Here is a 12,778-nt window from a genome sequence, read left to right on the forward strand (position 1 = left end):
ATGCTGATTCTGCGCAGAAAGATCGGTCAGGTGATTACGATCAACGATAATATCCGGATTATTATCCAGGATGTGCAGAACGAGCATATTGTCCGTATCGGCATTGAGGCTCCCCCCGATATACCGGTGCATCGCATGGAGATTTACAACATTATTCAGCAAGAGAACGCATCTGCCGGCGGCGCAGGGGCACTAAACTGGTTAAAAGGAGCGTCGAATGATGGCAGCAGCAGCGACGAAAACAGTGATGAAACCTGAAACTATCTCCAACGAAGCTTTCTTTTTTCCACAGGGGCTGGCTGGTTTCAGTGATGCCCATGAATTCGGATTCATCTACGAAGGGCATGGCGATATTGTCTGCCTGCAGTCTATTGATAGCCCGGAAGCTGCATTCCTGCTTACACCGTGGGATGAAGAGCGCCTTGGTCATGTGCCGAAACTTCCCAACGAGCAGTGCAGCTGCATCAGCATCGACGATCAGAGTCATATTATGTGGATGGTGGTGCTCAACCCCTTTGCCGATAAAGAGTGGGTTACCGCCAATCTAAGGGCCCCTATCGCCCTGAATCTGGAGGCGCGTCTGGGTCTGCAGTGCATCCGTGCTGATTCAGAACTTGAAATCCGCTATCGCTGGATGAAACAACCCTCCTGAATCCAGGACTTCAAATATCCGGACCGGATCATGTTGCCTCTTTTTTTCTCCTGACAAAACATTAAGCTGGGGAACTGAAGTAGATTGAGGAGCGACCATGGCCGGTTCCACTAAACCGACAATTACGAAACAGCTATCCAAACTTCTGGAGATGGATGTGGCAGATATTGCCAGTCTGCCTTCGCTCTATCGCCATGCCACCCACCTGCTCCGCCTCTCCTACCGGGTACTCGGACGTTTTATTGCTGACAAATGTATTCAGCGCGCTTCGGCTCTGGCCTATGCCTCACTGCTGGCGATTGTTCCGATGGTGGCTCTGGGTTTCTCGGTATTCACCAGCTTTCAGGCTTTTGATGCCGTCGCCGGCAGCGTCAGTGATGCCCTGCTCGATTACCTGATGCCTACCAGTCAGAAAGCTGTGCAGGATTATCTCGGTACAGTGGCTGATAAAACCACGGCAATCTCAGTATTCGGTGTTATCGGTCTGCTCTTTACCGCCACGGCACTGCTCAACACCATTGAAGAGGCCTTTAACGACATCTGGCGCATCACCCGTGCACGCGCCTGGCTCTCAAAATTCATCACCTTCTGGGCAACACTGACGCTGGCACCTATCCTGATTGGTGCCTCCATCAGCATCACATCCTACTTCACCGCACTACCGGTCATTAAAGAGGTGGCAGAGGGTGCATCCTATATTCGTGAAGCGCCTTTTCTGGTGCCCTGGCTGATGTCATCACTGGCCATGGCAACGCTGTATACCGTACTACCCAATACCTCTGTTCCCTTCCGCTTTGCTGCCATCGGCGGTCTGGTTGCCGGAGCCCTGTTTGAGTGGACCAAGACAGGATTTGCTTATTACGTCACAGAGGTTGCCAACTATGAGCAGCTCTACGGTGCACTCTCCACCCTGCCTATCTTCCTGATCTGGATCTATCTGATCTGGGTGATTGTGCTTCTGGGATCTGAAATCGCCTTCTGTGTACAACATCCTGAGCAGTCAGACAGGAAGAAAAGCAGCTTCCAGAAGTCGGGTATCCGTCAATTCTATTCACACCTGATTCTGCTGCGCGCAGCTCAGGCTCAACATGCGGGATCAACACTGAAAATCCATGATCTGATCGAAGAGACCGAGCTGCCCAATAATATCCTGCAGGAGTGGCTGGATAAGCTCTGCAGCAATAAACTCTTACGTTATACCGAAGCCAACGATGAGGCGTCAGGCTGGCTGCCCGGTTTTGATGCCGATCAGATGAGTCTTTATGAGATATTCCATCGTCTCAATGAGGCGCCTATGGAGGTGCCTGAAGAGTGGCAGGAGAGTGCGCTGGGCAGACAACTTGTCGGCCTCTACTTCCGCCTCAGCAGAGAACGCTCCGAACTGCTAAAGAGCATGAATATCCGTGATATTATGGAACGCGAACAGGAGAGAGATGCCGCAAGGGACGATGTTCTGAAAGATACAATACATGACTGATTCAACAGCTTCTGCCCGCCTTATCATTGCCGATTCTGAACATGATGCCGACATGCTCTATGTCAGCGGCATGTTTGTGCCCGATGCCTTTATCGCCATTGCACTCAATGGTCAGTGGCATGGCCTCTTCTCCCCGCTTGAGGTGGATCGCGCCCGTAAAAACTCAAAGTTTTCACAGGTACATCTCGATGCGCCATACAGGTTAAGTGCCGAAACCAATAACCGCAGTGGTCTGGCAGCAGTTGCAGCGGCATTCTTGGAAGAACATGCCGTCACCACGCTGGAGGTTCCACCCCACTTCCCCTTCGCCTATGCCGAACAGCTGAAAACGTGGGGGTTTGAGGTCAAAGCCAGTGATGGAGCCTTCTTTCCTGAGCGCGCCATCAAAAGCGAGACAGAGATCCGGCATCTGGCCCATGCAGAGAAGTTGACCCGGCAATCGATGCAGCAGGCAGAGCACTATCTGGCCGCATGCAGCATTGGCAGTGATGGTATCCTGCGTGATGGTCTGTCTGGTAAAAAGGTGAAAGCAGCCGATCTGCGTCGTGCCATTGAGACCTTCCTGATCGGCAACGGTGCCATGCCCGCCCACACCATTGTCGCCTGTGGCAGAGAGGGTGCTGACCCGCACAATATCGGCGCAGGTTTCATCCGCGCCCATCAACCGATCATTATCGATATCTTCCCGCGTGTACTGGCTACCGGTTACTGGGGAGATATGACCCGCACCTATGTCAAAGGCAGAGCTACACCTGAGGTCAAAAAAATCTATAACACTGTTCGCGAGGGACAGGATATCGGCCTCTCCATGGTTAAAGATGGTGCAGACGGCACACTCATTCACCGAGCTATCACCGACCACTTTGATCAACAGGGATTTCCAACAAAAATGGTGCGCGGCAAACAGACCGGCTTCTTCCACGGCACCGGCCACGGTGTCGGCCTGCAGATTCATGAAGCTCCAGGCATCTCCACCCGACCGGGAGTCTTAAAAACCGGACAGGTGGTGACCGTTGAACCGGGCCTCTACTATCCGGGTCTGGGCGGTGTGCGCATCGAAGATATGGTCGTCGTTCGCGACAACGGCTGTGACAATCTCACCAAACATAAGCGACAATTAGAAATCGCATAGCGATTCAGACTTTTATGCTTTGTCCTTTTTCAAGGCTTTAGTGCCTCCGAGCTTCCAGAGCACAATACCGCCGGGAATAGCCGCAATGATAAGAACAACTATCCAGAGCGAAGCCATAGCAGCTGCAGCTTCGCTTGATGCGCCGAACCAAACTGCAATTCCGACATAACCTGCCTCACGTATGCCAAAACCGTTAAATGAGAGCGGCAAAGCCGATGCTAGCGCTACCAAACAGACCATGAAGCCGTAAACAAACCACGAAAGCTCCAAACCCACAGCAAGCCCCAGAAAAACATGTGACTGTACAACCAGCGCCTGAAACAACAATGAAACAGGAATACTGCGCCACCAGGCAGTAGCAAATTCAGGACTGGTCAGCGGCAGACTCTTCCAACCGGATAGTTTTCCCTGCCTCCCTGAATCCTGAAGTTTAGGCCACCAGAGCTTGGTCGTAGCAATGACGATGAAACCCACCAGAAGACCTACATTCCAGAGCCATATCCACAGTGACGGAACTTCGAGAAAAAACATGCAGAAAGAAATAACAATCGCAAGCCCTGCCACACCATTCAACCGTTCAAGGATAACACTGGCAGCTGCTAGCCAGCCTGCTTTTTCTTTGCCTTTCGCCAAAAGCCAGCCTCGCGCCACATCACCACCTATTATTGATGGCAAGAACAGACTTAAAAACATACCCAGAAAATAGAGCTGTACCTTTTTGGAGATAGAAACAGTAAGCCCCAAGCCTCTGGCCAGCCATGCCCAACGGATAGCGGAGAACACCTGACCTATAATCAAACATAAACAGGCTGCAATCACCAGCGACCAATCTGCTGTTTTAAGCAAACCGAGAATCGCACCCAAATCAAGCGCCCATGCCAGATAGCCCAGAAGGATCACCGAGAGGATTAGCTTAATCCAGATCATAAATTCCTGGTCTCAAATCTAAAAGTAGAAAGGTAGACTTACTCTTCATCCCGCACACTATAGTGCTTGCGACCGGTAGCTTCGTAGTAGGTGCGTGCCTGCATCTCCAGCATCAAACCGATACCGAAGAGCAGAATACCTGTGACAATTAACAGCGAACCCAAATGCAACATGGGACGAGAGGCGAGATCTGCACCGAAAATAATCTTATCCATAGTCAGCCAGATATCGATGAACATACCTGCTGCCAGTGAGATCAGACCGGCAGGGCCAAACAGTTGCAACGGGCGATCGGTAAAGCGTTGAAAGAAGAGCACCAGCAGCAGATCAACCAGCACACGTACTGTGCGCCCGATGCCATATTTACTCTCACCAAACTGGCGTGCCCGGTGGGTGACCACCTCTTCGCCGATTTTGGCACCATACATCGAGGCAAGCGCAGGCAGGAAGCGGTGCTGTTCACCGTAGATACGCAGATTTTTGGCTACATCGGCACGCATCAGTTTCATCGGGCAACCGTAATCGTGCATGCGCACATTGGTGGAGCTGCGGATCAGGGCATTGGCAATCTTGGAGGGGAAGTTGCGTGACAGGCTGGCATCCTGTCGATCCTTTCTCCAGCCATTGACCATATCAAGATCATCTTCCAGCAGGCGTTCCAGAAGTCGTGGAATATCAGCAGGATCGGTCTGCAGATCACCATCCATATAGACAATATATTTACCGCGAGCCGCGTCAAAACCGGCACTCATGGCCGCAGTTTGACCAAAGTTGCGACGCAGCTGTACCAGCACCACACGCGCATCTTCTGCCCGCGCCTTTTTCGCCGCAGCAACAGTGCCATCGTCAGAGCCATCATCAATCAGAATCAGCTCATAATCGAGATCGGGAAGTTTTTCGGCCATTTCGGCTACCAATAGTGGAACATTCTGCTCTTCACAGTAAACCGGTACGACAATCGAAATCAGTGGCTCGGCCATGGAATCTCCTCTCCCTCATCCACTGGTCTTAAACTGACCAGAAGCAACCATCTGCGCGCATACATGCCAAAAACGCGCTCATGCACGACAAGATAGGGTATAATCTCTTTGGGTAACAGTTCCAGTGCCGACTGCGCAAGCACAAGCCCCCTGCCCTGACTCAACCACTGCCCCACCTCTTTTACATTTTTCAGCATCGGCAGACGCCCGCCGTGGTAGTAGAGCAGAGTGGGCTGAAAATAGTAAAATGTGGCCAGATTATTGCCGTCAAAACCGGCCGCATCAGCTTTAGCTGCAAGCACGCGACTCACCTTATGATGTTCGATATTGGTAACCGACCAGCCTGAGAGCAGGACTATCGAGAGCAGCATCGAGAGTGCCAGCGGCAGCCACAGCTCACCCCGTTTACTGTAAATCCACCATGCAGAAGCAAGCACAACCGGCAGCATAGCCACGATATAATGACCCTCTCCGGGCCACATCTTCTCAAGCGCCAAACCACCACCGATCACGATGGCCAGTGAAAGTATCAATGCTGACCAGCCGAGCCAGAGTCTGGCCCGCTGACGAATGGCATCTGTCGCATCGGCCCAGCCAAAAGCCATCAGCATCGCTGCAGCGGGAAACAGAGGTAACACATAGTTGGGCAATTGTGTTCTGGCGATACTGAAAAAGAGAATATAGACACCGATCCAGCAGAGCATAAACAGACGGATCGGATCTTCACGCAGCGCTTTTAGTCGCCAGGCGCCAAAGGCAAGCATCGCAGCCAGCAGCCCGCTCCATGGGAACCAGCCCAGCAAAACTGTAGCGATATAGAGACCGGGGAAACCTTTATGGCCCTGCAGCGGATCGGTAAAACGCTCGATATTGTGGCGGAAGATGAAACCCTCTAACCATTCACCCTGGGTCAGAATCCCTACGGCGATATACCAGGGAGCTGCCACCAGTAGCGCAATCGCAGCCCCCTTAAAGGGGCGGAAAAGCACCCAGCTCTTCCAGTCTTTCATGACGATCAGGAAGCAGACCATAATCAGCAGCGGCATCAAACCGGCAATCGGCCCCTTAGCCAGTACACCCAGACCAATGGCTACATATGCAGCAATCAACAGCTTAGGCATCGATTTGGATCGATTTTTCTTCTCTTCGAGATAGACAATCAGCAGCGCCGGCAGGGTAAAACCGAGGCTGAGCATCAGTAGCGGGTCAGGAACCGCAGCGCGAGCAATAACAATGATATGCAGTGAAGTAGCAAACAGACCCGCCGCCAGCAGCGGAATCAGTTCGCGCTCATCCTCTTTCAGTTTCACTACAGCAGCAACAATCAGCCTGCGGCTCATAAACCAGATCACAGCAACCAGTCCGGTCATCGCCATGGCCGATGGCAGACGCGCGCTCCACTCGTTGACACCGAAGAGCGCATTCAGCGGTATCATCAGCCAGTAGATCAGGATCGGTTTATCAAATCGGTAGTCGCCATTGAACATCGGCACCCACCAGTTTCCAGCCAGCCACATCTCTCGTGCACAGACCGCGTTATTGGGTTCATCAACATCCCACAGGCTATGGCCTCCGAGAAATGCAAAGAAATTAACAGCGCATATCAGCAGCAACCAGAACAGCGGCTGCCTGTAGATCGGATCATTAGCAGCCATTAATGCAGCTCCAGCTCTCTAGCAAACAGGGATCAGCCACCCTGAATCATCTGATGGGCGATACGTTGTAGCGTAGGCACAAGGAAGTTATTCAAAAACATGATAATCAGCAGCACGATAAGCGGCGAGAGATCGATACCACTAATATAGGGCACTCTTTTACGAACAGGAAAGAGCAGCGGTTCAGAAAACTGGTTAATGATCCGCACCACCGGATTATAGGGGTCAGGAGAAACCCATGAGAGCACTGCTCTGGCGATAACCACAATCATTGCCATGGTCAGCACGACATCGACCACAGCCGCCAGTGCCTGTAAAAAATAACCGAGAATATACATTATATGGCCCTTCCAGCACGAATTACGAACGTAGCGACGTGATTGTTTTTGTTGCTCAGCAAGGCTTTTCGAACGCATTGTGCTGGCTGCACATCAGTGAGAAATAACGAAGCTGAGTGCAAAAATGATCCGTCCCGATGGGCTGGTCCCCAAATGGGGCCATTCTGCGTTGCTCGTCGTTTATTTGGAATCACCAAATCTCTCTCCTCGCGCCTTGACTCGCCCCCTTTGGGAAGCAGCGCTTCGTTCTTACTTCGTGCTGGCAGGGCCACTCAACTCCTCACTTCGTTTACTGGCTGCCACAACACCCTGTCGCACGGCTGCAGGAAGCCCCATCTCATACATCATATCCAGCGCAGCCTGAGTGGTACCACCCGGACTGGTTACCCGATGTCTGAGCTCTTCTGACGTACAATCACTCTCAACCAGCATTTTTCCAGCCCCCAGCGCAGTCTGTGCCGCCAGCTTGGCCGCCAGCTCGGTGGGAAGTCCCAGTTTCTCACCGGCCGCCTGCATCACCTCGGCCAGCAGAAAGAAGTAGGCAGGACCACTACCGGAGAGTGCAGTAACTGCATGCATCTGTGACTCTTTCTCAACGCGTACGGATTCACCGCAGGCCTTAAGAAGATATTCAGCACGCGCTTTATGCAGTTCATCAGCATCGCTGAACAGCACCGACATACCAGCCCCCACCAACGCCGGTGTATTGGGCATCACCCGCACGATATTGGCGCTGGCACCAAGCCACGCCTGCATCGCTGCGGCGCTTACACCTGCAGCTATACTGATCACACTGGCATCGGCTTTAAGATGATCACTCAACCCTGCAAGCGCATCTTTCATCTGTTGAGGTTTCATCGCCAATACCAGCAGGTCAGCGGCAGCGGTAGCCACACTGTTATCCTCGGTAGTTCTGACAGCGTACTGCTCTGTCAGAAACTGACGGCGCTGCTGCTGTGGATCAGCAACAATAATTTGCTCACCGGCATGACCGGCACGCCGCAATCCGGCAATGAGTGCCTCGGCCATGTTGCCGCCGCCAATAAATGCGATTGTTAAATCCTGCATGGTCATTCCTCAGGTCCTGAATCTGTCATCTGGAAGCAAACAGTGTTGAGCCCAGTCGTACAATCGTTGCACCCTCTTCAACAGCAATTTTATAATCACTGCTCATCCCCATACACAACTCGGCAAAGCTCCCACCGAAAAGATTATCCCGCAAGCCTCGCAAATTTCTAAATGCCTGCCGCACATCACCCTCTCGCGGTGCCATGCCCATCAAACCTTCAAGTTTCAGCCCTTCTATACCGTTAATGGCATCGGCTAAAGCACCCGCCTCATGCTGAGCAACACCGCGCTGGTTCTGGTTATCGGCGATATTGACCTGAATCAGAACAGGTAGCTCTCTGCCAGCAACATGTTGTGCCACTGCTTGTGCAGTCTCGATATCATCACAGCTGTGCCACATCGCAGCATGGCGTCCGATATATTTGGCTTTGTTTTTCTGCAGAGGCCCGATCATATGCCAGTGACACTCCGGCCACTGCTGACAACGATCACGCAGTGACTGAGGGCGGGACTCTCCGAAGTTCATCTGCCCGGCATCCATCACTATCTGCACCAGTTCATCCGTTGTGTATTTACTGACTGCCAGCAGCTTCACATCAGCCAATTCAGTGACCAGCCCCTGCCAGCGATTGATCAACTCCGTTTGCGAAATCATTGAATCGGCATCAACCATTGTCCCAGGCGATACGCTGATCCACGGCTCGACTCAGGGTGTGTTCATCCAGATACTCCAGCTCACCGCCCTCCGGAACACCACGCGCAATACGTGAAATACGAATCTCACAATCATGGTAACGACGGGCAAGGTAGTGGGCTGTGGCTTCACCATCCACGGTAGCACTGGTAGCCAGAATCAACTCTTTGATGCCACCCTGCATACGCTTATCCAGCGATGTCAGGTTCAGCTGCTCAGGGCCAATACCATCAACCGGGCTCAGGCGTCCATGCAGTACATGATAGAGGCCGCGAAAACCCTGCCCACGCTCCATCATCAACACATCCACCGGCTGCTCAACCAGACAGACTGTATGCAGTTCGCGCCGCGTATCATCACAATACTGACAGAAGCCTGACTCGGCAAAACAGCCGCACTTCTCGCAAAAACCGACCAGTTCGTGCAGTGATTTCAGTGCATCAGCCAGTGCCGCCGTCTGCTCGGCCGGTCGCGACAGCAGATTAAGCCCCAGCCGCATGGCGGTTTTGGGCCCCACACCGGGCAGTGATGAGAGCATTTCAACAACCCGACCAAGAGGGGCTGGCATACCCGGAAAATGGATCATATAATTATTTACCTGTTGCGACTTAGAGAGAGAAACCAGGAGGCAGCGGCATTCCGGCCATCAAAGACTGCTGCTTCTGCTTGGCAAGCACCTCTACTTTCTGTGATGCACTGTTGAAAGCGGCGGCCACCAGATCTTCGATCAGCTCCTTGTCCTGCTCTTGCCAGAGTGACGGATCGATCGTAACACGGCGTACAGTGCGATCCCCTCCCATCAACACTTCAACCATGCCACCACCGGCCTCGCCGCTGATCTCCATGGCAGCAAGCTCCTCCTGCATGATCTTCATGTTCTCCTGCATCTGTTTCGCCTGCTGCATCATTTTTGCGATATTCATTTTTCTGCTGCTCCGTTCATGTTTTTAATAATCAGTAATGAGAGTGAATCGTCAGCCAGCTTCATCAGGCTGTACTCCGGCAGGTAGAACCTTGACCAATTGTGCGTCCATTTCACGCATCAATGCCTGTATATGGGGATCATCCTCGGCCTGCTTGCGCAGGCGAGCGGTCTCCGCTCTGGCCTGACGATCCCGCTCCTGTGAAAGCGATTCGCCGGCATGATCCTTCTGGGATTCCCAGAACACTTCGCGACCCAGCCACTCGGCAAAGGCCATGCGGTCTGCAGTGGCAAGTGCGCGCTCCTGATGTTTATCCAGTGCCAGCCTTACCTTACCGCCAAACTCGACGCAGAAAACATGCTCCAGCATGGCCGACACACCCGGTTTAACCTCATGAAACGCATCTACCACCTGCTGCCAATCGGTGAATTTTTTTCCCGGTGACTGGTCCTGCATAGGCAGATCCGGCTCAGGTGATGCAACTGTTTCAGGCGCTACATGTGCCGCTTCAATGGCTTCTACCTTCTCTTCAACCTCTGGTGCAGCGGTAAACATCATGGCTGCATGCGGCTTCTTCACCTCGCTCTGCACAGGTTTTGGCAGTGGCTCAACCATCACCTCAGCCAGCGGAGAAATCAGATTCAGGCCGCTAAGGCGCATCAGCACCATCTCAGCACCCATCCGCTCATCGACAATCGCCAGATCACGAATACCACTAAGCAGTACCTGATACCTCAAATCCAATGCCTGCAGATCGGCCACGGCTGCATGTTTTTCCAGCCAGTCGCGGTACTCGGCATCGATCTCTTCAGCCAGCAGGCTGCTATCGACTTTCAGGCAGGATAGCTGATGCCACAACAGGCTCAGCTCAAGTAACAACGTACGTGGCCCATGGCCTCGACTCACCGCGGAGCGCAATACCTCAACGGCTGCCAGCGCATCACCGGCAAACAGCGCCTGAGAAAGCCTGCAGACCAATTCAGAGCCCACCAGCCCGAGTGCTGACTGCACATCAGCGATAGAGAGGTTTTCGCTACTGTAGGCCAGCACACGCTCAGCCAGTGAGAGTGCATCACGCACACTGCCATCGGCGGCTGTGGCTATCGCGGCAACAGCATCCTGATCGGCTGCAATTTTTTCTGAACTGAGTACATGTTCCAGATAAGCGCTGATTTCACTCTGTCCAAGCCGGCGCAGATCAAAGCGCTGGCAGCGGGAACGTACGGTAATCGGAAGTTTGTCCGACTCTGTCGTAGCAAGAATAAACAGCACCCGCGCGGGTGGCTCTTCCAGTGTTTTCAACAGTGCATTAAAGGCGCTCTTGGAGAGCATATGCGCCTCATCAATGATATAAACTTTGCATTTTAGACTGGTTGGCGGATAACGCACGCCATCTAGAATCTCCCGCACATCATCGACACCGGTATGACTGGCGGCATCCATCTCCTGCACATCCAGATTGGAACCATCGGCAATACCGCGACATGCAGCACAACTGCCACACGGTTCACCATCAGTAGAGTTTTCGCAGTTCACCGCCATCGCCATCAATCGGGCAATGGTGGTTTTACCCACCCCGCGAATTCCGCACAACAGATAGGCGTGAGCAAGGTTGCCACTGCAAAGCGCATTCTTCAGTGTACGCACCACCACATCCTGACCAACCAGATCAGAGAATTTTTGTGGGCGCCAGCGGCGTGCCAGTACAAGGTAAGACATGAGGGCACTCTACGGTTTGCTTACCGCTCTGCAATGGCTGCGCTCGCGCTGAATCAGGTGATGACAAGGCTGATAATAAACCCTTTGACAATTAGGTTTATTAATTCAGTATGTGCTAATATTATTAATGAGGATAGATCATATGCAAACGAACTCAACGAGCAGATCAGCCATCTTAATCATCGCTATAGCAGCCATGCTATCTCTGGCCGGTTGTGGCAACTCTGAATCCGATTCGCAAGCCACCGGTATTGGTGCCGAGAATATGGCCAAAGGCAAAGCATTCCTTGCAGAGAATGCAACCAAAGAGGGGGTCATCACCCTGCCTAGTGGTGTGCAGTACAAGGTTATTCGTGATAATTACGAAGGTAAAGTACCCAAGCTGACTGACAATGTGCATCTCCACCTGAAAATGTCTCTCATTGATGGCACTGTGATCAACGACTCCAATCCATCCGGAAAACCGGTAGAACTGTATATCAAACATACCATTGGTGGCTGGAAGAAGGTACTGACAAGGATGAATGTAGGCAGCAAATGGATAGTCTATATTCCACCCCATATGGCATTCAGCAGCCGTGGCAATGAGAATGTTGGCCCCAATGAGACGCTGATCTGCGAAATAGAACTTCTCGATATCATATGGTAAACAAACCGAACCAAGCATAAAAAAAGCCCGCTATTAAGCGGGCTTTTTTTATGCAAACATTTTTATCTCTATCAATCCAGACGTGTGCGCTCTTCCTGCTCCTGCGCAGTCTTACACTCAATGCAGAGCGTGGTTACCGGACGTGCATGCAGCCGCTTCACACTGATATCACCACCGCACGATTCACACTCACCGAACTCACCATCTTTGATGCGAACAACCGCCTGATCAATTTTCTTGATCAGCTTACGCTCGCGATCCTTGATGCGCAGATCGAAGTTGCGATCAGTCTCCATACTGGCCTGATCGGTTGGATCAGGAAAAGAGGTCTGCTCCAGCTCGGTCATAGAGTGAACATTGGCGCTCTGACCCATTTCCAGCTCAGCTTTCCAGTCGGTCAGTTGCGTTTCAAATTCAGCCAATTGTTTCTTATTCAGTGCCATTCTAATTCCTCCAGCAAGCGGAAAACTCCAAACCGGTTTTCCAAAAGGGCGCGAAAGATAGCCATTCTGTAGATGAGTGTAAATAAAGCCCATCCACAATTGTATTATAGCAACTACAGAG

At 52.2% G+C, this 12,778-nt stretch carries 15 protein-coding genes; 5 read left to right on the forward strand and 10 right to left on the reverse strand.

The window, feature by feature from the left end:
• The 4 genes from F3F96_RS06605 (at position 1) to F3F96_RS06620 (ending at position 3,261) form a co-directional block, all read left to right on the forward strand.
• The gene (locus tag F3F96_RS06605; RefSeq protein WP_176962459.1) at positions 1–258 is read left to right on the forward strand and encodes a carbon storage regulator; all 258 of its coding nucleotides are present in this window, start codon (positions 1–3) and stop codon (positions 256–258) included.
• Positions 218–652 (forward strand): flagellar assembly protein FliW, encoded by a 435-nt coding sequence (gene fliW, locus F3F96_RS06610; protein ID WP_241697691.1) that lies wholly within the window; start codon positions 218–220, stop codon positions 650–652. Before F3F96_RS06605 ends, fliW begins: the two co-directional genes overlap by 41 nt.
• Positions 653–749: 97 nt before the next feature.
• Complete coding sequence (locus F3F96_RS06615) at positions 750–2,129, forward strand: YihY family inner membrane protein (protein WP_241697692.1); 1,380 nt, start codon at positions 750–752, stop codon at positions 2,127–2,129.
• Positions 2,122–3,261 (forward strand): Xaa-Pro peptidase family protein, encoded by a 1,140-nt coding sequence (locus tag F3F96_RS06620; protein ID WP_176962460.1) that lies wholly within the window; start codon positions 2,122–2,124, stop codon positions 3,259–3,261. Before F3F96_RS06615 ends, F3F96_RS06620 begins: the two co-directional genes overlap by 8 nt.
• Before the next feature lie 12 nt (positions 3,262–3,273).
• Here F3F96_RS06620 and F3F96_RS06625 read toward each other — a convergent pair whose 3' ends face one another.
• The 9 genes from F3F96_RS06625 to dnaX all read right to left on the reverse strand — a co-directional run bounded on the left by F3F96_RS06625 (position 3,274) and on the right by dnaX (position 11,565).
• Positions 3,274–4,188, reverse strand: a complete 915-nt coding sequence (locus tag F3F96_RS06625) for a lysylphosphatidylglycerol synthase transmembrane domain-containing protein (RefSeq protein WP_176962461.1) — start codon at positions 4,186–4,188, stop codon at positions 3,274–3,276.
• Positions 4,189–4,226: 38 nt separating this feature from the next.
• Positions 4,227–5,168 carry a glycosyltransferase family 2 protein gene (locus F3F96_RS06630; RefSeq protein WP_176962462.1) on the reverse strand — a complete coding sequence of 314 codons (942 nt, stop codon included), beginning with the start codon at positions 5,166–5,168 and terminating at the stop codon, positions 4,227–4,229.
• Positions 5,153–6,823: a glycosyltransferase family 39 protein gene (locus F3F96_RS06635; RefSeq protein ID WP_176962463.1), complete on the reverse strand. Its 1,671-nt coding sequence runs from the start codon at positions 6,821–6,823 to the stop codon at positions 5,153–5,155. The genes F3F96_RS06630 and F3F96_RS06635 overlap by 16 nt, the downstream gene beginning before the upstream one ends.
• A 32-nt stretch (positions 6,824–6,855) precedes the next feature.
• The gene (locus F3F96_RS06640) at positions 6,856–7,161 is read right to left on the reverse strand and encodes a YggT family protein (RefSeq protein ID WP_176962464.1); all 306 of its coding nucleotides are present in this window, start codon (positions 7,159–7,161) and stop codon (positions 6,856–6,858) included.
• Positions 7,162–7,410: 249 nt separating this feature from the next.
• Positions 7,411–8,229: a pyrroline-5-carboxylate reductase gene (gene proC, locus F3F96_RS06645; RefSeq protein WP_176962465.1), complete on the reverse strand. Its 819-nt coding sequence runs from the start codon at positions 8,227–8,229 to the stop codon at positions 7,411–7,413.
• 25 nt (positions 8,230–8,254) lie between these two features.
• On the reverse strand, positions 8,255–8,884 hold the full coding sequence (locus tag F3F96_RS06650) for a YggS family pyridoxal phosphate-dependent enzyme (RefSeq protein WP_241697693.1): 630 nt from the start codon (positions 8,882–8,884) through the stop codon (positions 8,255–8,257).
• Positions 8,885–8,894: 10 nt separating this feature from the next.
• Entirely contained in the window at positions 8,895–9,491 is a 597-nt protein-coding gene (recR, locus tag F3F96_RS06655; RefSeq protein ID WP_241697694.1) for a recombination mediator RecR, read from the reverse strand.
• A 40-nt stretch (positions 9,492–9,531) separates the two neighbouring features.
• The gene (locus F3F96_RS06660; protein ID WP_176962468.1) at positions 9,532–9,846 is read right to left on the reverse strand and encodes a YbaB/EbfC family nucleoid-associated protein; all 315 of its coding nucleotides are present in this window, start codon (positions 9,844–9,846) and stop codon (positions 9,532–9,534) included.
• A 51-nt stretch (positions 9,847–9,897) separates the two neighbouring features.
• On the reverse strand, positions 9,898–11,565 hold the full coding sequence (gene dnaX, locus F3F96_RS06665) for a DNA polymerase III subunit gamma/tau (RefSeq protein WP_176962469.1): 1,668 nt from the start codon (positions 11,563–11,565) through the stop codon (positions 9,898–9,900).
• A gap of 142 nt (positions 11,566–11,707) precedes the next feature.
• On the opposite strand from dnaX, the gene F3F96_RS06670 reads away from it, so the two are divergent.
• On the forward strand, positions 11,708–12,214 hold the full coding sequence (locus F3F96_RS06670) for an FKBP-type peptidyl-prolyl cis-trans isomerase (RefSeq protein WP_176962470.1): 507 nt from the start codon (positions 11,708–11,710) through the stop codon (positions 12,212–12,214).
• 71 nt (positions 12,215–12,285) lie between these two features.
• On the opposite strand, the gene dksA is transcribed toward F3F96_RS06670, so the two are convergent.
• The gene (gene dksA / locus F3F96_RS06675; protein WP_176962471.1) at positions 12,286–12,657 is read right to left on the reverse strand and encodes an RNA polymerase-binding protein DksA; all 372 of its coding nucleotides are present in this window, start codon (positions 12,655–12,657) and stop codon (positions 12,286–12,288) included.
• Between the last annotated feature and the right edge of the window lie 121 nt (positions 12,658–12,778).

The sequence above is a fragment of the Mariprofundus sp. NF genome, assembly GCF_013387455.1.
Lineage (GTDB): Bacteria > Pseudomonadota > Zetaproteobacteria > Mariprofundales > Mariprofundaceae > Mariprofundus.